A 26244-nucleotide genomic window follows, 5' to 3' on the forward strand; every position below is an offset into this window, starting at 1 on the left:
TCCGACAGACTCCTAGGGAGACTGAAAGTGCAAATATAAAATTGACAAGAAAAAGATGAAAGCCTATAAAGTTGATAGACTTAAAAAACCGAGTTCTATCATTTATGGATAAAATAAAGAATAATCAGCGCCCGGTGCGCGTCGCCATTAACGGTTTCGGTCGCATCGGTCGCACTGTCTTGCGCCAGGCCCTGGGGCAACCCCACATTCAGATCGTCGCCATCAACGATCTTGCCGATTCGACCATGATCATACACCAGCTCAGGTACGATTCTACATGGCGTTTATCCCGGTAGTATCAAGCTGCGGGGCGACGTTATGACCCTTGGTGGAAGTTCAATCCGGCTGTTGCACCAAAGCTCTCCGGCGGATCTGCCTGGTTCGAGGAGAAGGTGGATGTGGTAATCGAGGCGACCGGTCGTTTCACCTCACGGGCTGCAGCCGCATTACACCTGGGGGCCGGCGCGGCAGGGTTGTAATTTCTGCACCGTCCGTCGACGCCGATCTTATGCTGGTGATGGGGGTTAATGATCGTCTTTTTGACCCCGATCGTCACGTGGTCATTTCCAATGCCTCATGTACCACCAACTGTCTGGCGCCACTCCTCAAAGTCCTTCATGAATCTTTCGGCATCAAAAAAGCGCTGATGACCACTGTTCATCCCTACACCAATAATCAACCGCTCCATGACGCCCCCCATTCCGACCTGCGCCGGGGCAGGGGGGGCGCCCAGTCCATTATCCCCACCACAACAACGGCCATTCAGGCTGTAACACAGGTCATGCCGGAACTTGCCGGCAGGATCGACGGCATGGCCATCCGTGTGCCGACCGCGGCTGTTGCCAACATCGATCTGGTGGCAGAGCTGGAAAGTACGGCCGATACAGCGATGATCAACGCTGCATTTGCCAAGGCAGCCAAGGGGCAACTGAAAAATATTCTCGCCATATCCAATGAATCGCTGGTTTCAACCGATTTCCAGGGGAGCAGATATTCGGCTGTTTTTGACGCACCCTGCACCAGCGTTATTGAAGGGAATCTGATCAAGATCCTGGCCTGGTACGATAATGAGAGCGGTTATTCAAGCCGATTACTCGACCTGATCAGGCTGGTCGGCAGTTCATGCCCATCCTGACCATCAATTGAGACTCCTCCATAATTCTGATGCCCGCGCCTAAAGCAGCCCATCCTTAGCGCCTTTCATAAACGGAAAAAGTATATATCTGCTTATTCCTTTTCTTCGTGCCATGGGCCCGGAGAGTGGGTTTTTTTTTGCCTGATCCGAGAGTATCTATTAGTCTACAAAATAAATCTACTAAATAGAAAAAATTCTTGACTTGTCAGCTTTGGTTAGCTACGATTATTTCCACTGCAGCTCACCATGGAACCAAGAATATGGATTCAATGGCGAGCTAATCATATCTGGCAATGCAGGGGGCAAAATGGAGATAAGGGTGGCTGTTGCCAGCAGTAATGGCGCAACAGTAAACGAACATTTCGGCAGAGCGAAAAATTTCACAATTTATCGTCTGGTGGAGGAGATCTGGCAGCATGTGGAGGAGCGCCCCAATCTGCTCCCTGCAATGGACACTGTCACAGCGACACCCTGCTGGAGCAAACCGCTACCCTGCTCAGGGACTGCCAGGGAGTCATCATCAACCAGATCGGTCCCGGAGCCATGGATACCCTGCTGTATCGCAATATCCTGCCCTTTGCCCTGAGCGGTTCAATTGAAGATGCCCTGGCAACGGTTCGTGATTCAAAGCTGTTCCGGGTCCGCAATAAAATCGGATAAATTCGACTCAAGCAGAGTCGGCAATCAATATAAAAGGAGATCAATCATTATGGCACGCATTGCGAGTAACCTGACGGAGCTGATCGGCAGAACACCACTTTTGCGACTCAGTCGCCTTGCCGAAGGAGCTGCTGCTGAAGTGGTGGCCAAACTGGAGTCATTCAACCCCGGAGGAAGCGTTAAGGACCGGATCGGCTTTTCCATGATCAAGGATGCCGAGGAGAAAGGGCTCATCACCAAGGACACGGTCATTATCGAGCCGACCAGCGGCAATACCGGCATTGCCCTGGCCTTCGTTGCAGCGGCAAAAGGGTACCGGCTTATCCTGACCATGCCCGACACCATGAGCGTTGAACGGCGGAACCTGCTCAAGCATACGGTGCTGAACTGGTCCTAACCCCCGGAGCCAAGGGGATGAAAGGCGCCATTGAAAAAGCCGAGGAACTGGCTGCCGCCACACCCAATTCATTCGTTCCCCAACAGTTCAAAAATGCCGCCAATCCCGCCATTCATCGTGCCACTACAGCTGAAGAAATATGGGCGGATACGGACGGCAAAGTGGATATACTGGTTGGCGGCGTAGGCACCGGCGGCACCATCACCGGCATCGGCGAAATCATCAAGGGACGCAACTCTGACTTCAAAGTCGTAGCAGTTGAACCCTTCGATTCGCCGGTCCTGTCCGGCGGCGTACCTGGACCCCACAAGATCCAGGGCATCGGAGCCGGCTTTGTTCCAGGCGTACTAAATACCGGGATCATAGATGAAATTTATAAAGTTAAAAACGAAGAGGCTTTTGAAACTGCCCGCCGAATTGCACGGGAAGAGGGGGTACTGGTCGGGATTTCCGGAGGCGCCGCAGCTTTTGCTGCTCTGCAGATTGCCAGAAGACCCGAGAATAAGGGAAAGCGAATTGTGGTGATCCTGCCTGACACCGGTGAGCGGTATCTGTCGACGGCGCTTTTTCAGGAAGTGTAAGTATCATTCTATTAAAACGATAGATTTATAGAATTAAATTGTTGACAATGTAGGCAGAACAAAGTAAAAAAATAAGTACACCATTTAAGTGGCTTATTATTTTTTCACAGAACTACCGAAGATTGACTGACCAGAAATACTGGAGGTCAAGGATGGGGCGCTTGAAGCGCTTCGTTTCCTTGACCTCTTTTTTTACCCAATTCTGGCCAATTCTGCTGCGAATCAACCAAAAAGGACGTGGTTCAAAATGCACGAAATCACCCTGACTAATATTTCATATGCCTATGGGGAACAAACTGTTCTTGAGGATATCAATTTTACTGCGGCAGCTGGTGAGTTCATCTGTTTGCTGGGGCCTTCAGGATGTGGCAAAAGCACTCTCCTTCGCCTGCTTGCCGGTCTTGCCCGGCCAACCACCGGTACCCTGACCCTTGATGGAAAGCCGATCAATGGACCGGGACTGGACCGTGGGGTGGTCTTTCAGGATTACAGCCTTTTTCCCTGGATGACAGCCGGACAAAATGTGGTGCTGGCGCTGGAGCAGGCTTTTCCAGGAAAATCCCGGACAAAGCATCGTCAGACGGCCCAGGCTTACCTGGAAATGGTTGGACTCAACGATGTTTTCCACAAGCTGCCGGGTGCCCTGTCGGGAGGAATGCGGCAAAGGGCGGCCATTGCCCGGGCTTTTGCCATCAATTCCCCCGGTTTTGCTCATGGATGAGCCTTTCGGCGCCCTGGATGCCATCACCCGCGCCAAGCTGCAGGACTTGCTGCTTCAACTGTGGCAGCAGAACACTGCCGAACGCAAAACCGTCTTTTTCGTCACCCATGATGTGGAGGAAGCCATACTCCTGGCCAGCAGGGTCGTGGTCATGGGGCTGAATCCCGGTTCGGTGAGAGGTGTTTTCAATGTGGATATTCCCCGGCCGCGACAGCGCCATGAATTGTATAGCAATCCTGCCTTTCTCGCTCTGCGCGATCGCCTGATCCTCGAACTTCATGCTGATGTCCTGGACGAGTTGGATGAAGGTCGAACGGTGCGGACCGCCGGGGAAGGAATATAGATATGCCGGCCCTTCGCCGATACGTCTGGGTGCTGGTATTGACTGGGATTTTTGCGATTTCCTCCAATGCTTTTGCCGCATCGGGAAAGACCGTCCGCATCGGCTATCTGGAGCATCCAGGCAGCGGACTCCTGCTTCTTGCGTCGGTCGACAGATTATTCGAAGACCAGGGGGTGCGGGCAATACTGGTGAAGTACCGGGACTCCGGGAAAGGGTTAACCGATCTGGTTGGAGGGAAGATCGATGCCGGCGTCTTTGCCATCGACGCCACATTGAAGCGAATAGCAGCAGGAACACATATCAGGATCTTCGGCGGTGGGGGAACGGTGCAAACCGCCGATCTGATTGCCGATCTGGATGAAATAGCTGCAAAGGAACAGACTGGAAAAGGAGTGGTGCTGGTTGTGGCCGATCACTCAGGCATCCTGGGCAAGGATCTGCAGGTACGGCTCGTCACTGCCTTGATTGAAGCCTACCGGAAACTTCAGAACGATCCGGTCTCCGCATGGGGAAAGGTGGAAAAGAAATTCTCTTTGTCTGCCGGTGAAGCAACCATCCATTTCGACCCTAACCCCGACTACTGGCGTCTTGAGCAGCTCTGGCGCTTCCTTGGCCTGCAGCGGGAAGGGATGCGGCGCGACTTTTTGGCAGGGCAGGTAAACGAGGAAATCTACTGCGACGCTCTGGATGAACTGCTTGATAAGGATGGCCGGAAAGATCCATTGCTGTTGCGACTCAGTAGCCGGGCGGTTTGCGTTCCCGACTGTTGCCCAACCAAGTCCAAGAATAAAACTGCCACTAAGGAGGGTTTATTATGAAACGTATTGTTCTGTTTACGCTGTTGCTGGCAATGTGTGCCGGAAATGCAATTGGTGCCGGTCTGCCTAAGCTACGGGTGGGCTATATTCCCGAACCTGCCCATGGGCTGTATTTTGTGGCCAAGGAAAAGGGATATTTCAAGGAAGAAGGAGTGGATGTGGAGCTCTTCCAATTCGGCAGCGCCGCGGAAGGGCTGGCTGCCCTCAAGGCGGAAAAGCTGGATGTGGGAACCTTTGGTACCACGGCGCCCATTCTTTTCATCAGCAAGGGGAGCGAGTTTACCTTCATCGGCGGCATGATGATCGGTGGCCAGGCCATTATCACCCGCCCGGAGCGCCTGGCTGAGCTGTCCGGCAAGAATCTCAAGGCTTACAAGGGAAAGAAGATAGGCCTGGTAAAGCTTTCCACCGGCGACGTGATCTTCAAGGGAGCCCTGAAGAAAGCAGGTATCGATTATAAAAAGGATATCACCTTTGTCGAGTTGGGTACCGTCGCTTCGGTGGTAGAGGCAGTGAAAAAGGGCGCCGTTGATGCCGGTCTCGTTTATCCCCCCATTTTTCCCTGGCCGAGAAGAACTACGGGCTGAAGGTCGCACATTACATCGAGGATTTCTATCCGGATTACACCTGCTGCCGCATCGTCGCCCACACCAAGCAGGTGAATGCCGATCCGGAGACCTATCGGAAGTTCCTGGCCGCCTGATTCGCGCCTATCGTTTTTACAAGACCAATCCCGACGAGACGGTGAAGATCTACGCCAGGGCCCTGAAAATCGACGAAGACATCATCCGCAACGAGACCTATGTGAAAAAGGTGGCTGATTCCAATCCCGACCCTCTGCGCAAGGGCATCCTGGACTTCTGGCAGCATATCCGCGATGCGGGCTATATCGCCCAGGACTATCCCTTGGATAAGCATATCAACACCACCATCTACAAGCAGGCCCTTGACGGGGTGATCAGGAAGTCTCCCAAGGACAAGATCTATCAGCAGATGTTGGCCTTTTATAAAAGAAACAATTAGGCGGGGGCGGCCTTCACGCCATCTCGACGCCGTCCTCGTCGTCTCCTTGTGCGGCGTAGCGTGAGCTACGCCTCCGCGGGACTTCTCCGGGCGACGCCGACCTGGCGCAAATTCCACCCCCGGATGGTAGAACCTCATATTCACATAGCTGAGTGACAGCAGAAAGAGAGCCAATATGAAAAAGATAGTGTCCATAGTTCTTACCATTGCCCTGCTTGCCTTAGGAGCCGCAGTCAGCCAGGCTGCACCGCTGAAGAAACTGAAAGTGGGCTATCTGCCCACCTCCGGGCACCTGCTCTATTTTGTCGCCAAGGAAAAGGGGTTCTTCCAGCAGGAGGGGCTTGATGTGGAGCTGTTCCGCTTCACCAATTCCGGCGAGGGGCTTACCGCCATCAAGAGCGGCAAGCTGGATGCCGGTTCCTTCGGCACCTCGGCGCCCCTGGCCTTTATTGCCAAGGGTGCCGACTTCACCATCTTCGGCGGGCAGATGGGGGAGGGGCACGCCCTGATCGCCAAGCCGGAAAAGGCCGAGCGATTCAAGAATCTGAAAAACTATAAAGGGGCTACCATAGCTGCCGTCAGGCTGGCCACCGGCGATGTGGTCTTCCGCGCTGCCCTGCATGAGGCAGGGTTGGACTGGAAGAAGGACCTGACCATCAAGGAATTCGACTCGCCGGCGGCGGTGCAGGAGGCGGTAAAGAAGGGAGCGGTGGACGCAGGACTGACCTGGATTCCTTACTACACAATGGCCGAAAAGCAGGGCCTGGTGGTGGTCAAATACTCCGGGGACGTCATCAAGTCCCATACCTGCTGCCGACAGGTGGCAGTGACTTCGACACTGAAGGCGCGCCAGGCCGATTTCGAGAAATTCCTGGTGGCTCTGCTCAAGGCCTACCGCTTCTACCAGAGCAACAAGGACGAAACTGTCAACGTCGCAGCCAAGTACGTGCAGATCGACAAGGCTGACCTGTACAAGGACATCTATGGCGGCCACCTGCTGGTAAGCCCCGATCCCCACAAAAAGTCGGTCGTCCAGTTCTGGGACTTCATGAAACAAGCCGACTACATAACCTCCACGGAAAAATAGATAATCGTGTCAATACGAATATCTATGCCGGTGCGCTGGCTGCTTTAGTGAAGAGGGAGCCGAAAGAAAAACTCTGGAAGAACCTGAACAAGGAATTCCGGGCGGGCGATGCCAACCTGCACATCAAGCAACATTGATCAAGCTCTCTTTCCTCATGCCCTTTGGGGTATGACAAGGAAGGGGAGGGGGAAGCCATGAAACGATTTGTCACAATAGCCAATCTGCTGTTCATCGTCCTGGTCGGAACGCTGTTTTTAGCAGCAGATAAGGGCATTCCCGACCACCTTCTGGTTGTAACACTTGCCGTAGAGCTGATTTACCTGGTGCGTGTTACCTTCGACGGTGATGAAAAAGGGGGGAGCAGTGCCGGAGATGTTGCATCCATAATCTACCTGTTCCTTTTACTCTGGTTTTTGGTCACCGGCAAGTCGGCGCTGCTGGACAAGATGCTCTTCCCACAACCTGAGCCGGTGCTGGAACTCTTTGTGGCCGAACTGCCGGATATGTTGAAGGGACTGGTCAACTCCCTGATCCTTCTGGTCAGCGGTTACCTGCTGGCACTGATTACCGGAGTTCCCCTGGGGCTACTTATCGGCTGGCGCGGTAGACTCTTTCGGGCGGTCAATCCCTTCACCAAGGTGCTGGGGCCGATCCCCCCCATCGTCTACATACCCTATGCCATTGCCCTGTTGCCCAGCTTTCGCGCCGCATCCATCTTCGTCATCTTCATCGGCGCCTTCTGGCCGATCTTCATCAACACGGTTAATGGCGTGTTCAATATCCCCAAGGGGCTGATCGATTCGGCCCGGGTGCTCAATCTGCGGGAGACGACGCTGCTGTTCCGGGTAATCCTGCCCGGCGCCATGCCTTCCATATGCACCGGGGCAACTTTGGGGCTCGTATTCTCGCTGGTCCTTCTGACTGCCGCCGAGTTGATCGGCGCCAATTCCGGCATCGGCTGGTATGTGAAGAACTTTGCCGATTTCGCCGATTACCAGCGGGTCATTGTCGGCATCATCTTCATCAGCCTGGTGGTGACAGGCATTACCTGGGGAACGGAGCGGCTGGAGCGGCGGCTGTTGCGCTGGAGAAACTAGTTTCCCACATCTCGGGTTCTCACATATTCCAGTGACGGCGGCCATGGTTTTCCATCGACACAGCCACCCAAAGAAATGGAGGTTTTCAATGCAAAATTTCAAGAATCTTATACATACGGCTTTTATTCCGGTTATTGCCGTCTTGCTGGCAGCTCCGGCCATTGCTGCAAACAGGCCGACACTCAAGGTCGGCTACGCCCCTGGCGGCGGCAGCGTTCTGACCTTCATCGCCAAGGATCAGAAGTTGTTCGAAAAAGAAGGGGTTGAAGTGGAACTGGTCCAGTTCGCCAGCTCCGCGGACGGGCTCAATGCCCTTAACAGCGGCAAAGTGGATGTGGGGATTTCCTTTGGCACCGCAGGTCCGCTGACCTTCATTTCCAAAGGTTCCGACTTTACCATTATCGGCGGCCACCTTTCGGGCGGTCATCCGGTTCTCGCTTTGCCGGCCAAGGCAGGTCAATTCAAGTCCATCAAAGATTTCAAGGGTAAGACCGTGGCCACTCCCCGTATTTATACTGCCGACATAGTCTGGCGTGGCGCCCTCAAACGAGCCGGTCTGGATCCCAATAAAGATGTGAAGATTATCGAGCTGAAGAATCCATCTGCCGTTCTTGAGGCGGTAAAGTCGGGCAAGGTGGACGCCGGTATCGGCGCTTCTTCAGTGTTGGTCAAGGCCAGGGAGTCCGGTGTGGCCATAGTGGGCTGGAGCAATGATTACTTCCCAAACCACCCCTGCTGCCGGATCGTGGCCAAAGGAAAGGCGGTCAAGGAATACCCCGAAGCCTATCGTGCTTTCTTGCGGGCGGTTCTCCAGGCGGAAAAACTGAAGGCCACAAACCCACGATTGGCAGTGGAGGAGAATAAGAAGTTCCTGGGCATGGATGAAAAAATGGCGAAGGAATTTACCCTGGAACCGCACCAGCATGTTCAAGCCGACCCCGACAAAAAAGGTGTCAAGCAGATGTGGGAGGACATGAAGTCCATCGACTACCTGCAGACCGACCTGGATGTCAATCGCTACATCAATGTTGAGCTATACCGCGACGCCTTGAATGAGCTTTTGCGTCGCAACCCCAAGGATAAATACTTCAAGAATGCAAAAAAGACCTTTGCCAGGCAGAACCTGTAGAAATTGATAGGGAATTGGGGAGTGAACGGGATGACGATCATTAAAAAATATGGTGGATCAATCGCTCTGCTGGTGCTGCTGATGGCGCTTTTCGAAATAGCCACCGACCTGACCGGCTGGCTTGAGCCGGTCCTCTTTCCCGGATTGATTAAAATCCTGCCGGAACTGAAGCGGTCTTTTCCCAAGCTTCTGCAGGGACTGGTGAACTCCTTCGGGCTACTCCTTCCCAGTTATGCCCTGGCCCTGGTGCTCGGCATCGGTGGCGGCTTGCTGGTAGGTTTTTGCGGAAGGCTCAGGACGATTCTGATGCCGATCTTCCGGGGCGTCAGCCCGATCCCCCCGACCATGCTGATTCCTTATGCCATAGCGATTCTGCCAACTTTCTGGCTTTCTTCTGCTTCATCATCTTTGCCGGCGCCTTCTGGCCGATCCTGATGGGGACCATCCACGGAGTTACGCTATTGGAGGAACGCTATCTTGATAACGCCAGCGCTCTTGGGTTGGGCGGTTTCCGGCTGATGCGCAAAGTCATCTTCCCCGGTGCCCTGCCGATGATTTTCAGCGGCGCCGGCATGGCGTTGGTTTTCAGCTTTATCCTGTTGACCGTGGCAGAAATGTTCGGCGCCAAAGCGGGATGGGACACTTTATCCAATATTACGCCGATTTTTCCGATTACCCGAAGGTGTTGGCCGGCATGCTCTTCATGTCATTGGTCATCGTGCTGATCATGGAACTGTTCGACCTGCTCCAGAGGCGCCTTCTCCATTGGACCGGCAAAAGATAGGAACCTGATACGATGCTACCGCAAGGCGATCACAATTCACTGTTTGTCAACGAGATTCCCAAATGGGGGGAGCCATATCCCAACATCCTGAACCGGCAGTCGGTTCTTGAATGCCTGACCGATTACATCCTCCAGGTGAACTACCGGGGATACAGGCCTGATCCTCGCAAAATGCTGGCGGTAAGCAATCTGACCGGACGGCGACCCTGCGTAATGCCTCCGCTCCCATTCGCCAGGAGGTTTACTACTTCATCGAGGGGGAGATCTTTCCCAAGGAAGGAACCACCCGGATGAAAGGGGGACAGTCACCGTCAGAGCTTGCCGAGGAACTGCTGGTACAGCATTATGAGCGGCTTTACATCTGGGTCGCTTACGACTTTACCAAGGGTCGCCCCCCGGCTTCAGAAAGCCATTCGACAATCCCTTGATCATCAAAGGTTCATCATGCCCTAATCCCGGCCAAGTCAATAGACGCCAGGCGCCGGAAGGAGTTAACCCGCGATTTTTCCTTCCCGACCCTCTAACGGCCAATATTGGTGATGGGGGTATCAGTCCCGATGTTGCCCTGGATGAGATCGCCAACTTTGTAACGGACCTGGTGAAGAGGGATTTCCGCAATGCCTTGCCGGAGGGGGACAATCCCCCTATCTGGGACGAGCCGCTCATTGGTGTAGCCTCAGCCACCGATCCGCTTTTCGAGCGGTTCCAGGACCCTGAGGTGGTTGGCCCCTGTCACCGGTTCCCCGAGGAATGGCTGCCGGGCGCCCGCTCGGTCATCAGCGTCTTCCTGCCGTTTACCGGGCATATCTCGGAGAACTACAGCCGGAGCCAGCGTTATTCGGCGGTGGAATTTTCATCGGGCAAATGGAACGGTTCCAAGTTCCTCAATGTGGTGCGCAGGGCCTTGGTCCGCTTTGCCGAAAGCCATGGGGCAAGCGCCGTCGCTCCCAACATCGATCCCCGCTATGACTCTGACGGCTGGCTGCCGTTCTGGTCTGAGCGCCATGCCGCCCTTGCTGCGGGACTTGGCACCTTCGGCCTGCATCAGAACTTCATCAGCGAAAAGGGCGCTTTTGGCCGCCTCTGCAGCGTGGTCACCACCCTTAATCTCAAACCCACGGAACGCCACTACACGGAAGTGTATGGCTACTGTCTCTATGCTTTTGACGGCAGCTGCCGGGCCTGCATCAACCGCTGCCCGACCGGGGCCATCACCGATGCCAGAAAAATACCGGGAAGATGCGAGACCCATGGTAACAAGGAGTATCTCAAGGACTGGAACTATGGCTCCTGCGGCCACTGCTCCACCTGGATTCCTTGCTCCCGTGGCATTCCGGCCAAGATCAGGAAAACTCTGTAATTGCATAATTCGATACCAGAAAGGAAACGCCCATGAGTTACTTGGACAACAAGGTCCCGCCCAAGCGTGAGGATCGACTGAAGCAGTCATTGCCCACGAGGACACCATCTGCAACCTGGCCAGAAAGGCTGGCGGCAAGAGCTGCCTGATCGACGACGGCGAGCGGGGCTTCACCCAGGCTCAATCTGCCTGCTGCTGCCGGCCCTAGCCATGCTCAATACCCTGCCGGACAACGTGGTGCTCCTGCATAGCGCCCTGGGATGCGGTTCCTGTACCCACTCCCAAAACGCCAACGTGCGGGTGGGGAGCAATATTCGCCAGGGTAAGGCGAAAGACGGCATCTGGCTTTCCACGGCCCTGGATGAGACCGACGTCATCAGCGGCGGCGAGCCGAAGCTGGAACAGGCTATCATCGAGGCGGACCGGCGTTATCGTCCGTCGACTATTGCCATTGTAGCGGGCTGCGTGCCCGGCATCATCGGTGATGACATCGATGGCGTGGCGCTGAAGATCCAGCCCCAGGTCAATGCCAGACTGCTGCCGGTTCACTGCGAAGGCTTCAAGACCAAGATCTGGGCTACCGCCTATGACGCCGTTTACCACACCATCGGCCGCAATCTGTTGGAGGAGCGGGGAATACATGACCCTGCACCGGAAGACGAACTTGCCGTGTTCCTGGAGCAGCAGCGTCTTGCCCGTACCGTCAACCTGATGAATGTCTCTTCCATGGGAAGGGTCGACGAACAGGAACTGGAGCGGCTTCTCAATTCCATCGGCCTGGAGACCAATGTCTTTCCCGTTTTCTCCCATCCTGATTCCTTCATCAAGGCAACACGGGCGGCCCTGTCCATCAGCACCTGCCCGACCCATGACGATTACTTCCTCGGCTATCTGCAGGAGCGCTTCAATGTGCGTCCATCATCAGGCACATGCCCATCGGCATTGATAACACAAGCCTCTGGCTGCGGGACATTGCCGCGGTTTTCGGCGCTGAAGAGCCGGTGGAACGGCTCATTGCCGCCGAAGAGGCGGAACTGAAAGAAGCATTGCGGGAATTCCGCCCCCTGTTCGAAGGGAAGAAGGTTTTTGTCAGCGCCGGTGAGTTCCGTGCCCTGGCCACTTCCCGGCTATTACAGGAAATAGGGCTGGAAGTGGTGGGAATCCGCTCCTTCCACCATGATGACTTCGCCAATGTGGAATACGAAAAATTGGCCGGTGAGTCCAAAAGCGACTATGTGGTGGACATTGCCAACGTCCAGCCCTTCGAGGAGGCAAACCTGCTCAAGCGGCTGAAACCGGACCTGTTCCTGGGACATGCCAACGGCAACATGACCGCTGCCAAGCTGGGCATCCCCACCCATGTCATCTACAATACCGGTCTTTCTTACATCGGTTACCGGGGTGTTTACGAGGTCGCCCGCAGGCTGCATCGCCAGCTGAAGAATCCGTCTTACAACCGGAACCTGTCCCAAAATATCAGGCTCCCCTATACGGAGAACTGGTATGGGGCCGAGCCGTTTTCCTATCTGAATACCAGCGGGAGGGCTGTCAATGAGTGAGCATTTCGTCGAACGGGCACGTTACATGTGTTCTTTGGGGGGGGCGACCGGCACCGTAACCGCCCTGCCTGGGGCTATCCCGATTCTCCATTCCGCATCGGGCTGCGCCGGCAATTTCGCCTGGACCCAGAACGGCGGCAGCGGCCTTCAAGTGGGGGGATACTGCGGCTCTCTGACTGTTCCCAGTTCCAATATGCAGGAGAATGAGGTCGTCTTCGGTGGCGAGGATCGCCTGCGGGAACAGATTGCCAGCACCCTGAAAGTCATGGATGGTGGCCTGTACGTGGTCCTGACCGGCTGTGTGCCGGAGATGATCGGTGACGACATCTTTGCCGTCGTTAATGATTTCCGTGAAGAGGGTGCCCCGATTATCGGCGCCATCACCGGCGGTTTCCGCGGCAACTCCTATTGGGGATACGACCTGGTGCTGCAGGCTTTGGTGAAGGATTTCCTTACTAGAGGCTTGGCCAAGGTGAAGGGGAAGGTCAACCTGTGGGGGATCGTTCCCTACATGGACCCCTTCTGGCGCGGCAACCTGGAAGGAGCCCGCCGGTTGCTGGAACTTTTGGGGCTTCAGGTCAATACCTTTTTCACCCCTGCCGATACCCTGGACAACATCCGCATGGCCGGCGAAGCGGAACTCAATGTCGTTGTCTCCGATATATACGGCCATGAGGCTGCCCGGCAGTTTCAGGAGCGGCACGGTACTCCTTACCTGACTTTGCCGCTGCCCATCGGGCCATCGGCATCGGAGGAGTTTCTCCGGGTGGTGGGCAATGAACTGGGGCTTGCGGCAGATCAGGTGGATGGTGTCATTGCAAGGGAGAAGAAGCATTATTACCAGATCCTGGAGCCGCTCACCGATTGCTATAACGATCTGGACCTGCAGCGCTATGCGGTAGTGGTGGGTGACGGCAACTATGCCGTGCCCCTGAGCCGTTTCCTTGCCGAAGACCTGGGCTGGCTGCCCGAACTTACCGTCTGTACCGACCAGTTGAAAGATGATGAGAGGGAAGCTATTTCAGCCCGGGTGGAAGGTTTTACCTCCGGTTACCGGACGAATCTCGTTTTCGAGACCGATGCAAGTGAGGTGCTGGGACACTTTAATCGCCACTGGCCGCGTTCCAAGGGAGAGAAATATTACAACGCCTTCAGTCCGGCATTCGTCGTGGGAAGTTCTCTGGAGCGGGAGCTGGCGCTGCAACTGGGAGCACCGCACCTTTCGGTATCGTTCCCGGTGGCAAACCGGGCGGTGCTGGATCGTGGATACACCGGCTTTCGCGGGGGCTTGCGGCTGGCTGAGGACTTGTTTTCTGCTGTGGTTGCCAACAGGTGAAAATGATAAGAGGAGAAAATTATATGTCAGCTGATAAAGAAGCCTTATTCAAGCAATTGGCCGATGCGGTCGTGGATATGGACGAGGATCAGGCCGTAACCACAGCCAATGCGGTGGTGGCGGCAGAGCTTGATGCCTACGAAGCCATCGAAAAGGGGCTCTCTGCCGGTATGGAGCGGGCTGGACAGCTCTTTGACGAAGAGGAATACTTCATTCCGGAACTGCTCATGTGTTCCGATGCCATGTATGCCGGCATGGATGTGCTCAAGCCCCATATCAGGCAGGATGCAGTGGCGGAAAAGCGGCGGGTGGTTATCGGCGTCATTCAGGGGGATACCCATGACATCGGCAAGAACCTGGTAAAGATCATGTTGGAGACATCCGGCTTCGACGTGACCGACTTAGGAAGGGATATCCCGCCGGCACGTTTTGTCGATACAGCCAAAGAGATCAAAGCGGACATCATTGCCCTTTCCACCCTGATGACCACCACCATGGACGGGATGGGGGAGGTGGTGCGACAGCTGAACGACCAGGGGCTGCGGGATCAATTCAAGGTGATCGTCGGCGGCGGCCCCATCTCCCAAGGATTCGCCGACCGCATCGGCGCCGACGGCTATGCAATTAATGCTGCCGATGCCGTCCGTCTGGCCAGAAGGCTGACCCTTCCTGATGTGGCGGCAGCCTGATGGGTGGGGATAAGATGAAACCACTGGAGCGTCTTTCTGCTTACGGCAAGGGGGAAGCCATCGACCGGTTGCCATGTGTTCCCATTGTGGGAAATACGGCTGCCAGGGTGATCGGGGTAAAGGTCGGCCAATTCCGCGGCAATGGGCCGCTGATCGCCCAGGCGCAGATTGCCGCTTACCAGCTGTTCGGCTACGACATCATTCGCATCTTCACCGATCTTTACACCCAGCAGAAGCCATGGGGGCGAAGGTGCATTATCCTGAGGATGAAACTGCCTATCTTGAAGCTCCCGCCATCAATGACCTTGCTCATTTGGACCGTTTGCAGCCGGCGGACCCTTATCGGGACGGAAATCTCCCGCACCACCTGGAGGCGATCGGAATTGCCGTGGACCGGGTAGGGACAGAAGTGGCGGTAACCGGGGCGGTTACCTGCCCATTTACCAATGCTTCGTTTCTGGTGGGGGCTGAGACCCTGGCGAGGCTGATGCTCAAGGAACCGGATAAGGTACACCGGCTTTGCGAGGTATCCCTTGAAACCTGTCTGCGCTATGCCGCCGCCATTATCGACGCAGGCGCTACGCCAAGTCTGACCGATGCCATGTCATCGTCAACGGTCATCAGTCCCCGTCAGTTCAGGGAATTTTCACTGCCATATCTGAAACGGCTTATGGACTTCATCCACGGCAAAGGAAAGGGCGCCACCCTCCATATCTGCGGTAAAACGGCGAAGATCTGGGAATCCATGGTGGAGGCAGGCGCTGACTGCCTCAGCATCGACAACGATGCCAGCCTCACCGAAGCGAAACAGGCAGTGGGAGAACGTGTGCGGCTGATGGGCAACGTTCATCCTTCGGCGGTGATGCTCCAGGGGACACCGGCAGATGTGCGCCGGGCTACCCTGTCATGCATCCGTGAAGCCCACGATAATCCTAAAGGCCTCATTGTTGCCTCGGGCTGCAGCCTCCCCACCGAGACACCGTTTGCCAATATCCACGCGATGATGGAGACGGTGCGCGAAGTGGGGTGGCCAGTATCCGCAACGGAACTATAGCACCCCCTCCTTTATGGGAGGGGGCAGGGGGGAGGGCGAATTCTTGCCCAGTACGAACCAAACCCACCCCTCTCCCTGGCCCTCTCCCACTGAGGGGAGAGGGAACGCTTATTTGAGAAATTTTGAGGAACATATGAGTCTAAGTCCCAAACAACGGCTGCTGGACACCGTAAAGAAAAAAAAGGTCGACCGGCCCCCGGTAATCTGCACCGGGGGTATGATGAACGCTGCCATCGTCGATGTCATGAACAGAAGCGGGCATACGCTACCTGATGGACACTTCAACAGCGATTTGATGGCCGCCATCGCCACCGATGTCCACACGGATACCGGTTTCGAAAACCTGGGCATCCCTTTTTGTATGACCGTGGAGGCGGAGGTGCTCGGCAGCGACATCGACTTCGGGACCTTGCCTGCGAACCGAAGATCGCTCGGGAACCCTTCCCTTCGGTCAGGGATGTGGTATACCGGGATATCCACCGCATGCTCGGCAGCGGACGGATCGGTACGCTGGCCGGGGCAGCGGAGCGGCTGGCGAAGACCCATCCCGACGTGCCGGTTATCGGCAGCGTCACCGGTCCCATCAGCACTGCGGCGTCCATTGTGGATCCCATGCAGTTTCTCAAGGAACTTCGCAAGGAGCGCGAGGGGGCCAACAGGGTGCTGGATTATGTGAGTGACTTTCTTGTCGCTTTTGCCGGGGTTTTGGTGGAGAGCGGCGCCACTGCCATCTGCATCGGCGACCCGACAGCCACCGGTGAGATTCTGGGACCGAAGATGTTTTCCGACTACGCCGTGACCTATCTCAACAAGGTGATTGACGGTATCCATGCCACGGGAGTGCCGGTCCTGGTGCATATCTGCGGCGAGATGAAAGCGGTCAAGCCCTCCATTCCACTCCTCCGTGCCGATGCCATCAGTACCGACGCTTTCGTCAACCTGCGCCTTCTGAAAGAAGAATATCCGCAGCTGACTACCATGGGCAATGTCAGCACTTTTCTTCTGGAACTGGGAGACGGACAAGGTGGCTCGCCATACGGAAGGGCTGGTGCGCGAAGGCATCGATATCATTTCACCCGCCTGCGGTCTGAGCACCGCGTCACCGATTTCAAATATCCGGGCCATGACCTCGGTTGTGAAGGAGCCCGCCTGAGATGGTAAATGTTCGTTTTCTTCCAGCCGATCGCTCCATCACCGTTGAAAAAGGGACCACCATCCTGGAAGCGGCGCGGCTGGCCGGTGTCCTTATCGAATCCCCATGTAACGGGGCCGTGGTCTGCGGCAAATGTACAGTTTATCTGGATCCGGACTCATTGCCGCACATCGTCCGGCGCGGGGGCCATCACCTTTCCCGGCGACAGGAGCGGGCCGGGCAGGTTCTCTCTTGCGAGGCGGAGGTGATCGGGGATATTGCTGTGGTCGTTCCGGAACTGGCGGAGAAGGATCTGAAAATAACCAGCCATGGCCGTGCCGTGGCCGTAGCCCTGGCGCCGTATGTCATCAAGGAATATTTGGCGGATAGGGACGTAACGCTGGTTTATCATGGGGGAGATGTTGCCGCCCAGGAAGAGGGGGATACCGTCGCCGAAAGTTTTGGCGTGGTGGTAGATATCGGCACAACTACCCTGGTGGTTGCTTTGGTTAACCTGAATACCGGGGTGGAGGTGGCCAGTGCCTCGGCCTTGAATCCCCAGAGCCGTCATGCCCAGGATGTGCTTTCCCGAATCAGGATCGCCAGTGCCGAAACGGGTCTCCAGGAGATGCGGTCAGGGGTGATTGGCGAGATCAATCGGCTGATCATTGAGGTTACAGGCAAGGCCATGGTGCGCGGGGAACGGCTCTACGAGGTTGTCTTCAGCGGCAATACCTGCATGCTCCATCTTGCCGCGGGGATCAACCCCCATTCCCTCGGTCAGTATCCATATACCCCTGAATTAACCGGCGGCCACTGGCTTTCAGCCGCTGAAGTCGGGCTTGCCATTGCCGAGAGCGGTCTTGTTTACCTGCCCCCTATCATTTCAGCCTACGTGGGAGCCGACATCACCGCCGGTCTGCAGGCGGTGATGCTTCACGAGGAGCAGGGGACGGTTCTGTTTGTCGACATCGGTACCAACGGCGAGATGGCCATTGTCCATAACGGCAAGCTCTGGGCCACTTCTACCGCCGCGGGGCCGGCCTTTGAGGGAATGAACATCACCTTCGGCATGAGGGCGGGTGAGGGAGCCATCGAACGCTTTGTCATCCTCAAAGACGGCAATATCAGACTCAAGACTATCGGCAATGCTCCGGCTGTGGGCATCTGCGGCAGCGGTCTCATGGATATCGTCGCCGAACTGGTGGCCCACGGCATCATCACCAAAAATGGCAAGTTTGTTTCGCCTGATGAGCCCAATCTGCTTTCCCCACTTGCAGCGCGACTAATGAAAGTCGATGGCAAGCCGGTCTTCAGCCTGACCGACAAGGTTTACCTGTCCCAGAAGGACATTCGCCAGGTGCAGCTGGCCAAAGGAGCGATCCGGGCGGGGGTGGAGTTCCTGCTGCGCCATACGGGGGTAACGGCTGCTGTTCTGGACAAGGTCCTCATTGCAGGTTCCTTCGGTTTCCATCTTACCGCCGAAAGCCTTGTCACCATTGGGCTTTTACCTCCCGAAACAGCAGGTCGCATCGAGTTCGTAGGCAACACCGCCAAAAGCGGCGGCGAAGCCTTTCTTCTTAATCGTGACAGTCGCATGGAGATGCAGCAACTGGTAGCAGCGGTTCATGTGGTGGAACTTGCCAACTGTCCCGATTTCGACCGCATTTTCATAAATTGCCTCTCCTTTTGAGAAGGGAGTGCCTGATTCTGAGCCCTCACTGCTGCAGGAAAAAGCCAGGTCCAGTTTGCCCGACATGTATCCAAAAGTATTGCAACCATGGGAAACATGGTGTATATAGGAACAACTTGGATAACGTCTAACATGTTGGATTGACAGCATGTTATTTGGTTTTGTTAAGGTGGTTGAGGACGAGAGATCAGGTTATTACCCGGGAGTCGACGTGCAAATCCTTCTCTCCACAACTGAATTCAAGGGCTTGGACTTATGTCCGAGTCCTTTTTGTCGTTTATCAGGCTGTTGAAAAACTATTGCGGACCCGCGGGGCCTGAAGGGCCGGTCTGCTGTGTTGCCGCTCACTCGGAAACTCAACGTACATCACGGTACGTTTCGCTCCCTCCTTCACTTGAGCCTTGCATCCCGACCTCCTCATCACGTTTTTCAACAACCTGCTATACCCATAAATTAAGATTTTTCTGCTGGTGTAAGGCAGGAAAAGGAGTTGGCACGTGTCGGAGGGTAGTACATTCTGGCTGGAAAACAAGCAAGCAGTGGGCACAGTAGCGGCCCTGGTCGGTGACCAGAAGCTGGTGGTTTATCGTGACCGGTATTATATCGTTATTAACGGTGCTGCCGTTGTAAAAGCGGGCAAGCCGCTCCGCTATTCACGGTCGTCCCTGCCGTCGTTATGGAAGAAGGCGCTGCGTGGCGATACCCCAGCAGTTCAAGTGCCGCCTGTCCCTGAATCGGATATACCTGCAAGGACAGCCGTTTTCAGGAAAGCCCTGGTCCGGAAAGAAAAGGAGCTATCCATCATGCCTGAATCAAAACCGTCGGCTTCAGCCCCGGAGCTATCACCGGTACACCCGAAGCAGTCGCCATTAAAGAAATCCACCAGGCAGCCCGGCGTCAAGGGTGCAGTACAATCGGTAGTCGCCGCCGAGTGTCCCTACTGCAGCCAAAAGCATGAAATCCCGGTGGAGAAGGGGCGTAGCGGTAAACCTTTTTTCCAGTCCTGCACCAAATGCGCCAGCGATTTCGCGGTCAGATTCGTTCAGGTTACCCTGTTCCAGGCCCAGGTGGCGGGTTTCAAGTGAGAGTAGTAGAGGAATGAACAAAGCAGACCTGCTCCAGTGCATTGTCGCCCAGCTCAGCCACGATCTTGAGGTGCTCTTCAATGCTGCCAAGACCGCCCATGAAGCTGCCACCCACAGCGAAAACCTGCCGGACAACAAATATGACACTCTGGCTCTTGAAGCATCATATGTGGCACAGGGACAGGCAAACCGGGCCAGTGAAATCCGGCAGGCAATGGAAGTTTACAAGCAGCTGAAACTCGTTCCCATGGATGGTGGTGAAATCCGGATCACTGCACTGGTCAGGCTCGAAGCAGAGGACGGTGCGTCAAAGACCATCTTTATCGGACCCCTTGAAGGGGGGCTGAAGATTGCAGTTGGCCGCACCGAGGTGGTGGTTATTACTCCAGGTTCTCCACTGGGAAGTGAGCTTATGGGTAAAACAATCGGTGACGCCGTTCAGGTGGGCATCGGCCCAAACCGGACCGAATACGAAATCGCCGAGGTTTGCTGAGATATGGAAGAACATGAAGTTATGATTGAGTACGACGTGCCGAACGATCAGCAGGAAGATGGGGTGGAAATTCCCATGGATCGGATCGATCCGGAGACCCTGCGCAACCTGATCGGCGAATTCGTCACCCGGGAATGGGCGGATCTGGGGGATGCCCGCTTTACCCTCGACGATAAGATCAGGCAGGTTCTAAAGCAGCTGCAGGATAAGAAAGCAAAAGTGGTTTTCGACCTGAAGTCCAACTCCGCAAATATCGTAGTCAGCCGTTAATCAAAACCCACCATCGGATTCCACTCTTCTACATAAACCAATCCAGAATTATTCTACCTGATATGGGCTGAAGAAGACCGGATGAAACTGGTGACTGCAATCGAGCCTACCACACCGCAGGCGGCTACGGTGGCAGTCATGGGCAAGGAAGTCCCATTGTGCAGCAGCGCCACCAATGCTCCGGCGCTTGCGCCGATGGTGTACTGTATCGTTCCCAGGAGGGCCGATGCACTGCCTGCAGCCCTGTCGAATGGGGCCATTGCCAGGGCGGTGATGTTCGGATATAGCAGGCCGGTCATGCACAGGGAGATGAACAGAAGTATGACATGGAGGACGAAACCGCCGGTTCCGGTAAGGACTGCGGCGGTGAGAATAAGTGCAGCAGCTGCGTTGATTATGAATGCAGTTTTGGTGATGCGCTGGGGGCTGAAGTGACGCAGGAGCCTGCGGTTGACCTGCGAGGCGCCGATCAGTCCAAAGGCGTTGGCGCCGAAGAAAAGGCTGAAGTGCTGGGGTGAGAGCCCATGCTGCTCCATGAAGAAAAAGGGAGCGCCGGAAATATAGGAAAAGTTGGCGCCGGCGACGCACCCGAGGGCAATGGCGTAACGGAGGTAACTGCGGTTGTGGAGGAGATGGCCGTATATTGAAACCATCTGGGTGAAGTTGCGTTTGATGCGGCGCTCGGGCGGAAGGGAGTCAGGGAGGAACAGTGCCGCAGCGAAGAAAGACGCCAGCCCGAAGAGCCCAAGAAACATGAAGATGCCTCTCCAGCCGGTGATAAGCAGGAGCTGTCCTCCCAGCATGGGCGCAAGGATCGGCGCCGCTCCCATGACAAGCATGAGCAGGGAAAACATTCTGGCCGCCTCGGCGGTATCGTAAAGATCGCGCACGACGGCACGGGAGATTACCATGCCGGCCCCACCTCCGATTGCCATAATCACCCGCCACACTAACAGTGCTTCAGCAGATTGGACGCTGGCGCATCCCACTGCTGAAGCAACGTACAGTGCCAGCCCTATGAGGAGTGGCTTGCGCCTTCCCAATCGATCCGCCAGTGGCCCATAGAACAGCTGGCCGACTGCGGAGCCGAAGAGAAACGCGGAAATGGTCAACTGAATGGTACCGAGGGGTACGTGCAAATCATGGGCGATGCTGGGAAAGGCGGGGAGGTACATGTCGATGGACATGGCGCCGAACGCGGTCATTGCCCCCAGAACCAATACCAGGCGTACCAACTGGGGGCGGGGCATTTCGGCCGGCTGGATGGCTTCGGCCGTTGTACTTACTTCCATGAAAAGGACATCCTTTAGCCATTATGGCTAAGACTGCTGTGGGCTGTGGGAAAATTGCAGCCCACCTTACCATGCTGCAAAAGGTTTGACAATGGCTGTTCAGGGTAAAACAGGAGGGATGGTCTGCTGCCCGAAGTAATGCCTTGACCTGCAGAATAAATAAACATTTTTACGAAAAGTTGTTTGACTTCCAATATTTTAACTCCATCAGAGTCTAGTATAATTGTGCTGGACAATAATTTATGCAAAAGGAGGAAGCAATGAAAAGAACCCGGTTTGTGGGAATTATCGCTGGAATAATTATGATAACTACCTCACTGGCGGTCGCAGCGGGAATGGGGGGTGGAGGATGGGGTATTGGGGGCGCTTATCAACGCATGTATAATCCTTCAACAGTGGAAACCGTATCAGGGACCATTGAAAGGGTTGACAGAATGAAGCCAATGCGGGGGATGGGTGCCGGAATCCATCTTCTACTCAAGACGGACAAGGAGACGATTCCTGTTCATCTTGGCCCGGACTGGTACATTAATAAACTTGATGCAAAGCTTGAGAAAGGTGAGAAGCTTGATGTGACAGGTTCAAAGGTAACCATAGGTGGAAAACCGGTTATCATTGCCTCTGAGTTGAAAAAAGGGGATGAAGTTCTCGTTCTCCGAGATGCGGCAGGCGTTCCTGCGTGGTCAGGATGGAGACGGAAGTAAATGCTTTGGCCTCTGCTTCCCGGAATCACATGTTGAAAAAGGGCGACCTTTTCGAGCGGTCGCCCTTTGCATAAAAGTTCGATGGAGGCATATACAACATGGTCAGTCTAATGGGTGATTATAGAGCTATAATCATCATGGGAACCATCATGAGGAGCATCATGCCTCCTCCCCACCAGCGCCATTTCCCGCCGCCAAAATGATGTGAAAAAAAGCCATGCTCCCCATGTTCGGAACTCTTTGCTTCTCCGACCATGGCATTTATTTCATAACTGAGTACTTCTGCAGATTTTCCAACGTCAGCGATTGTAACCGCTATCTTGTATTCCCCAGGTGTATCGAAGGACCAGGAATCCAGATACTCGTCCTCCAGAACATCAACTTCTCGGCTCAGCACCTGCTTGTTAGTACCTTTTTCATAAACCTGAAGGGCCACCTTTCTGTCAGTGACTACTTGTCCATCTTTCTCAAGCTTCAATGCAAAAGTAACGTTACTACCTGCCGATGGCGAGTCAGGGGCAAGCCTGATGGTCGCTTTCATGTTGTTTTGTGCAAAGCTTTGTTCCATTGCCAGTGCGGTCACTGGTGTAACTAAAAGGAATACTGCCAACATCAGGTAATGATAAAAATGAGCCACTGCAATCACCTCCGATTTTTTTGTTAATATGGATAACAGCAAAGGGTATACCAATATCCGATCTTTTTGATTTCAGATACTTACATAATGTTGACAATTTATTAATGCAGAAAAATCTACACCCCTGGAGGATTTTCTACGATGTCAGATTGATCAGTGTTTTTGCAGCGCTCGGTTCTTGTCTACCGTATGGTTCGAGGATCTTCATGGTGACTGATGTCGTCCACATCCTCGTTCAGCGGGATCTTGCATGGTACGAAGCATGCGTAAGAATGATCCAGGAAGGGAGGGGGAAGCATTTTGACCCAAAAGTGTAGATGCATTTCTGCAAATAGAGCGTAAACAAATAGAGGCGATCCAAATAAGATTTTGCAATGAGTGGAGAATATTCAACATACATGGGGGATATTCTTTATCCTGAGGAATATTTTTTAGGGCTGCTTTTTAAAAAAATCCATATAATTCCGATATGTTACAATAATTAATCAAGCTGGCAGATTTTTTGCTTTTACTTTCCATGAACACCAACAGGGAATCCACAGAAGTTATGTCAGGTGAAGCCAAGATGAGAAAACGGATTATAAATATAGCTTTGCTGCTTGCCGTGGTTGCGTTGATGGTATTTCTCGCTTTTCACGTCAAGATCAAACGGCCTGTACAGGAAGTTGCCGTGTTAAAGACCATCGGCATGACCTGCGGGAGTTGTGCCGGAAAAATTGAGAAAGCCTTGATGCGTTTGCCCGGAACGGCTGGAGTGGAGGTGGATGTGGAAGGGGGTGGGTGCTGGTTGGCTATCAATCAACATCTGCAAAGCCTGAAACATTTGCTGCAGCAGTTAACAATGAAGGGTTCAGGAGCTGGCTGATGGAAAAAATGCCCATTGCCGAGTTCAAAAAGGTTGCAGGGCGGGATTTCGGGTCTAAGGCGGTAAAGTCTTCATCCTGCGGCAATGGTGGATGCGGCAGCAATCGAAACTAAACGGAGGAACAAATGCACGCAAGGATAAACATCACCCCCCATCATCTGGTGGTCACATTGATGACGCTATTGGTTCTGATCTCAGCTACATCCTGGGCTGCGACGCAGGGGGCCGATACGGTAACCGTGCTGAATGCGGAGAAGCTGTCGTGTGGCAGTTGTGCTGCGAAGATCACCAACGCACTTGAACAAAAAGAAGGAGTCGTTTCGGTTGAAGTAGACATCGCTGCAGCAAAAGTGACCGTGTGGCATGATTTGAAAAAAATTGCCCCTGGTCACCTGGCTTCAGTGGTTACTGATACCGGGTATCCAAGTAATGTAGTGCGTACTGTCGCAAAGGATGTGTTTGACGAGGAAACGGGCAAGACGCCCCAGGCACAGAAAAATGCAGGCGGTGGTTGTGCCTGTTGCAATAAGAACAGAAAGTAAAAACAAAGGGAGTATAGCCATGGGAAAAGCCTCACGAAAACAAAACAGGATTAAGGAGGATGTACAGGTGATCGGTATGAAAAACATTCGAAGCAAAGGTTTACATCTGGGTATTGTTGCCGGGATATTGGTTGTTCTGGGAGTGGCGACGGTATTTGCTCTGAACATACCTGGTTTCTCAAATGTCCAGAAGGTAAAGCCGGTAAATGGAGTGGTAAGCATCCCGGTGGCAAAGGTTTCAGACGGCAAGGCACATTTTTACCAGTTCAAGGATAGCGGCAAAGATATAAGCTTCTTTGTGGTCAAAGGCACTGATGGCGCCATCCATACCGCCTTTGATACCTGCGATGTCTGTTACAAGGCAAAAAAGGGATATGAGCAGAAAGACGACTTTATGGTGTGCAAAAACTGTAGCCAACGCTTTGCCATTGCGAAAATAGGTCCGCACGCCATTGGCGGCTGCAATCCCACCTACCTCCCCAGCGCTTTTATCGGAGCAAACGTCATTGTCAAGGCAACCGATCTTCAATCCGGTGCAAAATACTTCTAATCGGGATAGAAAATGAAACTGCATACCATATCCATCAACAACCTTAAACGCCGGAAAACGAAAATGGCTTTTCTCACCATCGGACTGATGGTGGGAATCGCCACAATTGTCACCCTCGTGACACTTACCCGGTCCATGTCCAGCGACATTGAGCGGAAGATGGACGAATTTGGAGCCAACATCCTCATTACCCCCCAGAGTAACGGCCTCTCCATGAATTACGGCGGCATAAGCCTTGGGGGCGTCACCTTCGACCAGCGGGAGATTGGCGAAGAGGATCTGGCCAGGATCAAAACCATCAAGAACAGCAAGAATATCTCTGCCGTTGCGCCAAAGGTACTGGGGGAATCAAGGTAGGTACCCACGATGTGCTGCTGGTCGGAGTGGACTTTGACAGTGAATTGAAAATGAAACAGTGGTGGCAGATTTTTGGCGATGCCCCGAAGGCCGACAATGAAGTGTTACTGGGAAGCGATGCCTCAAAGATCCTCGATGCTAGCTCCGGTGATACCATTCGGATCAAGGAGGAAACTTTCAAGGTTGCCGGAGTGCTTGACCAGACCGGTTCACAGGATGACTCTCTCGTCTTCGCCTCTCTTGGTAAAGCACAGAAAATTCTCGGCAAAGAAGGAAAGATTACCTTAGCGGAAGTGGCGGCTCTTTGCTCCGGGTGCCCCATTGGCGACATGGTAACCCAGATTGCCGAAAAGCTCCCCGATGCCAAGGTCTCGGCAATCCAGCAGGTGGTGGAAGGGCGCCTCAAGGCACTGGACCAGTTCAAACGGTTTTCCTATGCCATGGCAGGGGTAGTTGTTTTTATCGGTTCTCTGATTGTCTTTGTGACCATGATGGGAAGCGTCAATGAGCGCACGACCGAGATCGGTGTTTTCAGGGCGATAGGCTTTCGCAAGAGCCACATCATGCGGATCATCCTGCTGGAAGCAGTGCTTGTCAGCCTGCTGGCAGGAATCCTGGGCTATGCTGCCGGCATGGGGGGCGCCAAACTGGCTCTGCCTTTCATGGCTGAAAGCAAGAATGCACACCTAATCTGGGACAGTACTGTAGCTGCCGGTTCAATCGGATTAGCCGTAATGCTGGGCCTGCTGGCCAGTCTCTATCCAGCGCTGCATGCCAGCAAGATGGACCCGACCGAGGCGCTGCGGGCGCTGTGAAGTAAAACATAGATTCGAAATCTACCACTAAGGCAC

General features: G+C 54.3%; 31 protein-coding genes and 6 pseudogenes. 35 read left to right on the forward strand and 2 right to left on the reverse strand.

Annotation, left to right across the window (positions count from 1 at the left end; all coding sequences use genetic code 11):
• Nucleotides 1–104 precede the first annotated feature (104 nt).
• The 30 genes and pseudogenes from JCM15764_RS30340 to JCM15764_RS18920 all read left to right on the forward strand — a co-directional run bounded on the left by JCM15764_RS30340 (nt 105) and on the right by JCM15764_RS18920 (nt 20446).
• On the forward strand, nt 105–296 hold the full coding sequence (locus JCM15764_RS30340; protein ID WP_439645339.1) for a glyceraldehyde 3-phosphate dehydrogenase NAD-binding domain-containing protein: 192 nt from the start codon (nt 105–107) through the stop codon (nt 294–296).
• Between the two features lie 32 nt (nt 297–328).
• A complete protein-coding gene (locus JCM15764_RS18825) occupies nt 329–1135 on the forward strand; it encodes a type I glyceraldehyde-3-phosphate dehydrogenase (RefSeq protein WP_439645340.1) in 807 nt (268 codons plus the stop codon).
• Between the two features lie 307 nt (nt 1136–1442).
• Nucleotides 1443–1550, forward strand: a pseudogene (locus JCM15764_RS30680) (NifB/NifX family molybdenum-iron cluster-binding protein); the annotation flags it as partial.
• A gap of 77 nt (nt 1551–1627) precedes the next feature.
• On the forward strand, nt 1628–1795 hold the full coding sequence (locus JCM15764_RS28875) for a hypothetical protein (protein WP_369412379.1): 168 nt from the start codon (nt 1628–1630) through the stop codon (nt 1793–1795).
• Between the two features lie 49 nt (nt 1796–1844).
• Nucleotides 1845–2773 (forward strand): annotated as a pseudogene (gene cysK / locus JCM15764_RS18830) (cysteine synthase A).
• Nucleotides 2774–3020: 247 nt separating this feature from the next.
• The gene (locus JCM15764_RS30345; RefSeq protein WP_243689424.1) at nt 3021–3494 is read left to right on the forward strand and encodes an ATP-binding cassette domain-containing protein; all 474 of its coding nucleotides are present in this window, start codon (nt 3021–3023) and stop codon (nt 3492–3494) included.
• On the forward strand, nt 3487–3837 hold the full coding sequence (locus JCM15764_RS30350; protein ID WP_243689425.1) for a hypothetical protein: 351 nt from the start codon (nt 3487–3489) through the stop codon (nt 3835–3837). Before JCM15764_RS30345 ends, JCM15764_RS30350 begins: the two co-directional genes overlap by 8 nt.
• A gap of 2 nt (nt 3838–3839) precedes the next feature.
• A complete protein-coding gene (locus JCM15764_RS18840; protein ID WP_054698409.1) occupies nt 3840–4655 on the forward strand; it encodes a substrate-binding domain-containing protein in 816 nt (271 codons plus the stop codon).
• Nucleotides 4652–5242, forward strand: coding sequence for an ABC transporter substrate-binding protein (locus JCM15764_RS18845; protein ID WP_054698411.1), 591 nt, complete (start codon nt 4652–4654; stop codon nt 5240–5242). Before JCM15764_RS18840 ends, JCM15764_RS18845 begins: the two co-directional genes overlap by 4 nt.
• A gap of 157 nt (nt 5243–5399) precedes the next feature.
• Nucleotides 5400–5678 (forward strand): hypothetical protein, encoded by a 279-nt coding sequence (locus JCM15764_RS18850; RefSeq protein ID WP_054698413.1) that lies wholly within the window; start codon nt 5400–5402, stop codon nt 5676–5678.
• Nucleotides 5679–5853: 175 nt separating this feature from the next.
• Entirely contained in the window at nt 5854–6765 is a 912-nt protein-coding gene (locus tag JCM15764_RS18855; protein ID WP_054698415.1) for an ABC transporter substrate-binding protein, read from the forward strand.
• A gap of 194 nt (nt 6766–6959) precedes the next feature.
• Complete coding sequence (locus JCM15764_RS18860; RefSeq protein ID WP_054698449.1) at nt 6960–7862, forward strand: ABC transporter permease; 903 nt, start codon at nt 6960–6962, stop codon at nt 7860–7862.
• An 88-nt stretch (nt 7863–7950) separates the two neighbouring features.
• On the forward strand, nt 7951–8991 hold the full coding sequence (locus JCM15764_RS18865) for an ABC transporter substrate-binding protein (protein ID WP_054698418.1): 1041 nt from the start codon (nt 7951–7953) through the stop codon (nt 8989–8991).
• Between the two features lie 30 nt (nt 8992–9021).
• Nucleotides 9022–9426: an ABC transporter permease family protein gene (locus tag JCM15764_RS25210; protein WP_243689426.1), complete on the forward strand. Its 405-nt coding sequence runs from the start codon at nt 9022–9024 to the stop codon at nt 9424–9426.
• Nucleotides 9426–9566: pseudogene (locus JCM15764_RS28885) on the forward strand (ABC transporter permease subunit); the annotation flags it as partial. The gene JCM15764_RS25210 and the pseudogene JCM15764_RS28885, both read left to right, overlap by 1 nt.
• A 59-nt stretch (nt 9567–9625) precedes the next feature.
• Nucleotides 9626–9775 carry a hypothetical protein gene (locus JCM15764_RS25220; protein ID WP_243689428.1) on the forward strand — a complete coding sequence of 50 codons (150 nt, stop codon included), beginning with the start codon at nt 9626–9628 and terminating at the stop codon, nt 9773–9775.
• Between the two features lie 12 nt (nt 9776–9787).
• Nucleotides 9788–10069, forward strand: coding sequence for a hypothetical protein (locus JCM15764_RS25225; RefSeq protein WP_243689429.1), 282 nt, complete (start codon nt 9788–9790; stop codon nt 10067–10069).
• On the forward strand, nt 10066–10203 hold the full coding sequence (locus tag JCM15764_RS25230) for a hypothetical protein (RefSeq protein WP_243689430.1): 138 nt from the start codon (nt 10066–10068) through the stop codon (nt 10201–10203). Before JCM15764_RS25225 ends, JCM15764_RS25230 begins: the two co-directional genes overlap by 4 nt.
• Entirely contained in the window at nt 10200–11135 is a 936-nt protein-coding gene (locus tag JCM15764_RS18875; protein ID WP_054698420.1) for a hypothetical protein, read from the forward strand. Before JCM15764_RS25230 ends, JCM15764_RS18875 begins: the two co-directional genes overlap by 4 nt.
• Nucleotides 11136–11345: 210 nt before the next feature.
• The gene (locus JCM15764_RS27305) at nt 11346–12173 is read left to right on the forward strand and encodes a nitrogenase component 1 (protein ID WP_279384564.1); all 828 of its coding nucleotides are present in this window, start codon (nt 11346–11348) and stop codon (nt 12171–12173) included.
• Entirely contained in the window at nt 12065–12694 is a 630-nt protein-coding gene (locus tag JCM15764_RS27310) for a nitrogenase component 1 (protein WP_279384565.1), read from the forward strand. Before JCM15764_RS27305 ends, JCM15764_RS27310 begins: the two co-directional genes overlap by 109 nt.
• Nucleotides 12687–14030: a nitrogenase component 1 gene (locus JCM15764_RS18885; protein WP_054698422.1), complete on the forward strand. Its 1344-nt coding sequence runs from the start codon at nt 12687–12689 to the stop codon at nt 14028–14030. Before JCM15764_RS27310 ends, JCM15764_RS18885 begins: the two co-directional genes overlap by 8 nt.
• Before the next feature lie 23 nt (nt 14031–14053).
• Nucleotides 14054–14719: a corrinoid protein gene (locus JCM15764_RS18890; protein ID WP_054698424.1), complete on the forward strand. Its 666-nt coding sequence runs from the start codon at nt 14054–14056 to the stop codon at nt 14717–14719.
• A 14-nt stretch (nt 14720–14733) separates the two neighbouring features.
• Nucleotides 14734–15773 (forward strand): annotated as a pseudogene (locus JCM15764_RS18895) (uroporphyrinogen decarboxylase family protein).
• Between the two features lie 133 nt (nt 15774–15906).
• Nucleotides 15907–16170, forward strand: a pseudogene (locus JCM15764_RS30355) (uroporphyrinogen decarboxylase family protein); the annotation flags it as partial.
• A gap of 62 nt (nt 16171–16232) precedes the next feature.
• Nucleotides 16233–16934, forward strand: a complete 702-nt coding sequence (locus tag JCM15764_RS18900; RefSeq protein WP_279384570.1) for a uroporphyrinogen decarboxylase family protein — start codon at nt 16233–16235, stop codon at nt 16932–16934.
• On the forward strand, nt 16928–18598 hold the full coding sequence (locus JCM15764_RS18905) for an ASKHA domain-containing protein (protein ID WP_054698425.1): 1671 nt from the start codon (nt 16928–16930) through the stop codon (nt 18596–18598). Before JCM15764_RS18900 ends, JCM15764_RS18905 begins: the two co-directional genes overlap by 7 nt.
• A gap of 497 nt (nt 18599–19095) precedes the next feature.
• Nucleotides 19096–19683, forward strand: coding sequence for a hypothetical protein (locus JCM15764_RS18910; RefSeq protein ID WP_054698427.1), 588 nt, complete (start codon nt 19096–19098; stop codon nt 19681–19683).
• Between the two features lie 13 nt (nt 19684–19696).
• Complete coding sequence (locus tag JCM15764_RS18915; RefSeq protein ID WP_054698429.1) at nt 19697–20176, forward strand: GreA/GreB family elongation factor; 480 nt, start codon at nt 19697–19699, stop codon at nt 20174–20176.
• A gap of 3 nt (nt 20177–20179) precedes the next feature.
• Entirely contained in the window at nt 20180–20446 is a 267-nt protein-coding gene (locus JCM15764_RS18920) for a YheU family protein (RefSeq protein ID WP_054698432.1), read from the forward strand.
• Nucleotides 20447–20499: 53 nt separating this feature from the next.
• Here JCM15764_RS18920 and JCM15764_RS18925 read toward each other — a convergent pair whose 3' ends face one another.
• On the reverse strand, nt 20500–21738 hold the full coding sequence (locus tag JCM15764_RS18925; protein WP_054698434.1) for a multidrug effflux MFS transporter: 1239 nt from the start codon (nt 21736–21738) through the stop codon (nt 20500–20502).
• A 260-nt stretch (nt 21739–21998) separates the two neighbouring features.
• Here JCM15764_RS18925 and JCM15764_RS18930 point away from each other — a divergent pair, with 260 nt between their 5' ends.
• Nucleotides 21999–22442, forward strand: coding sequence for a MamS/MamX family magnetosome protein (locus tag JCM15764_RS18930; protein WP_054698435.1), 444 nt, complete (start codon nt 21999–22001; stop codon nt 22440–22442).
• A 118-nt stretch (nt 22443–22560) separates the two neighbouring features.
• Here JCM15764_RS18930 and JCM15764_RS18935 read toward each other — a convergent pair whose 3' ends face one another.
• A complete protein-coding gene (locus tag JCM15764_RS18935) occupies nt 22561–23079 on the reverse strand; it encodes a hypothetical protein (RefSeq protein WP_054698438.1) in 519 nt (172 codons plus the stop codon).
• A 565-nt stretch (nt 23080–23644) separates the two neighbouring features.
• Here JCM15764_RS18935 and JCM15764_RS18940 point away from each other — a divergent pair.
• The 4 genes and pseudogenes from JCM15764_RS18940 (at nt 23645) to JCM15764_RS27320 (ending at nt 26208) form a co-directional block, all read left to right on the forward strand.
• Nucleotides 23645–23944 (forward strand): heavy-metal-associated domain-containing protein, encoded by a 300-nt coding sequence (locus tag JCM15764_RS18940; protein WP_243689431.1) that lies wholly within the window; start codon nt 23645–23647, stop codon nt 23942–23944.
• A 125-nt stretch (nt 23945–24069) separates the two neighbouring features.
• Nucleotides 24070–24486, forward strand: a complete 417-nt coding sequence (locus JCM15764_RS18945) for a heavy-metal-associated domain-containing protein (RefSeq protein ID WP_054698440.1) — start codon at nt 24070–24072, stop codon at nt 24484–24486.
• A gap of 76 nt (nt 24487–24562) precedes the next feature.
• Nucleotides 24563–25036, forward strand: a complete 474-nt coding sequence (locus tag JCM15764_RS18950) for a DUF2318 domain-containing protein (RefSeq protein WP_054698451.1) — start codon at nt 24563–24565, stop codon at nt 25034–25036.
• A gap of 12 nt (nt 25037–25048) precedes the next feature.
• Nucleotides 25049–26208, forward strand: a pseudogene (locus tag JCM15764_RS27320) (ABC transporter permease).
• The last annotated feature ends 36 nt before the right edge of the window (nt 26209–26244 follow it).

The organism is Geotalea toluenoxydans JCM 15764 (assembly GCF_001311985.1).
In the GTDB taxonomy this organism is placed as follows: domain Bacteria; phylum Desulfobacterota; class Desulfuromonadia; order Geobacterales; family Geobacteraceae; genus Geotalea; species Geotalea toluenoxydans.

Bases quoted from the DNA above. Each gene is read 5' to 3' on its own strand.
- JCM15764_RS30340 (WP_439645339.1), top strand. From the start codon at position 105: ATGGATAAAATAAAGAATAATCAGCGCCCGGTGCGCGTCGCCATTAAC.
- JCM15764_RS30345 (WP_243689424.1), top strand. From the start codon at position 3,021: ATGCACGAAATCACCCTGACTAATATTTCATATGCCTATGGGGAACAA.
- JCM15764_RS30350 (WP_243689425.1), top strand. From the start codon at position 3,487: ATGGATGAGCCTTTCGGCGCCCTGGATGCCATCACCCGCGCCAAGCTG.
- JCM15764_RS18840 (WP_054698409.1), top strand. From the start codon at position 3,840: ATGCCGGCCCTTCGCCGATACGTCTGGGTGCTGGTATTGACTGGGATT.
- JCM15764_RS18845 (WP_054698411.1), top strand. From the start codon at position 4,652: ATGAAACGTATTGTTCTGTTTACGCTGTTGCTGGCAATGTGTGCCGGA.
- JCM15764_RS18855 (WP_054698415.1), top strand. From the start codon at position 5,854: ATGAAAAAGATAGTGTCCATAGTTCTTACCATTGCCCTGCTTGCCTTA.
- JCM15764_RS18860 (WP_054698449.1), top strand. From the start codon at position 6,960: ATGAAACGATTTGTCACAATAGCCAATCTGCTGTTCATCGTCCTGGTC.
- JCM15764_RS18865 (WP_054698418.1), top strand. From the start codon at position 7,951: ATGCAAAATTTCAAGAATCTTATACATACGGCTTTTATTCCGGTTATT.
- JCM15764_RS25210 (WP_243689426.1), top strand. From the start codon at position 9,022: ATGACGATCATTAAAAAATATGGTGGATCAATCGCTCTGCTGGTGCTG.
- JCM15764_RS25220 (WP_243689428.1), top strand. From the start codon at position 9,626: ATGGGACACTTTATCCAATATTACGCCGATTTTTCCGATTACCCGAAG.
- JCM15764_RS25225 (WP_243689429.1), top strand. From the start codon at position 9,788: ATGCTACCGCAAGGCGATCACAATTCACTGTTTGTCAACGAGATTCCC.
- JCM15764_RS25230 (WP_243689430.1), top strand. From the start codon at position 10,066: ATGAAAGGGGGACAGTCACCGTCAGAGCTTGCCGAGGAACTGCTGGTA.
- JCM15764_RS27305 (WP_279384564.1), top strand. From the start codon at position 11,346: ATGCTCAATACCCTGCCGGACAACGTGGTGCTCCTGCATAGCGCCCTG.
- JCM15764_RS27310 (WP_279384565.1), top strand. From the start codon at position 12,065: ATGCCCATCGGCATTGATAACACAAGCCTCTGGCTGCGGGACATTGCC.
- JCM15764_RS18885 (WP_054698422.1), top strand. From the start codon at position 12,687: ATGAGTGAGCATTTCGTCGAACGGGCACGTTACATGTGTTCTTTGGGG.
- JCM15764_RS18890 (WP_054698424.1), top strand. From the start codon at position 14,054: ATGTCAGCTGATAAAGAAGCCTTATTCAAGCAATTGGCCGATGCGGTC.
- JCM15764_RS18905 (WP_054698425.1), top strand. From the start codon at position 16,928: ATGGTAAATGTTCGTTTTCTTCCAGCCGATCGCTCCATCACCGTTGAA.
- JCM15764_RS18915 (WP_054698429.1), top strand. From the start codon at position 19,697: ATGAACAAAGCAGACCTGCTCCAGTGCATTGTCGCCCAGCTCAGCCAC.
- JCM15764_RS18920 (WP_054698432.1), top strand. From the start codon at position 20,180: ATGGAAGAACATGAAGTTATGATTGAGTACGACGTGCCGAACGATCAG.
- JCM15764_RS18925 (WP_054698434.1), bottom strand. From the start codon at position 21,738: ATGGAAGTAAGTACAACGGCCGAAGCCATCCAGCCGGCCGAAATGCCC.
- JCM15764_RS18930 (WP_054698435.1), top strand. From the start codon at position 21,999: ATGAAAAGAACCCGGTTTGTGGGAATTATCGCTGGAATAATTATGATA.
- JCM15764_RS18940 (WP_243689431.1), top strand. From the start codon at position 23,645: ATGAGAAAACGGATTATAAATATAGCTTTGCTGCTTGCCGTGGTTGCG.
- JCM15764_RS18945 (WP_054698440.1), top strand. From the start codon at position 24,070: ATGCACGCAAGGATAAACATCACCCCCCATCATCTGGTGGTCACATTG.
- JCM15764_RS18950 (WP_054698451.1), top strand. From the start codon at position 24,563: ATGAAAAACATTCGAAGCAAAGGTTTACATCTGGGTATTGTTGCCGGG.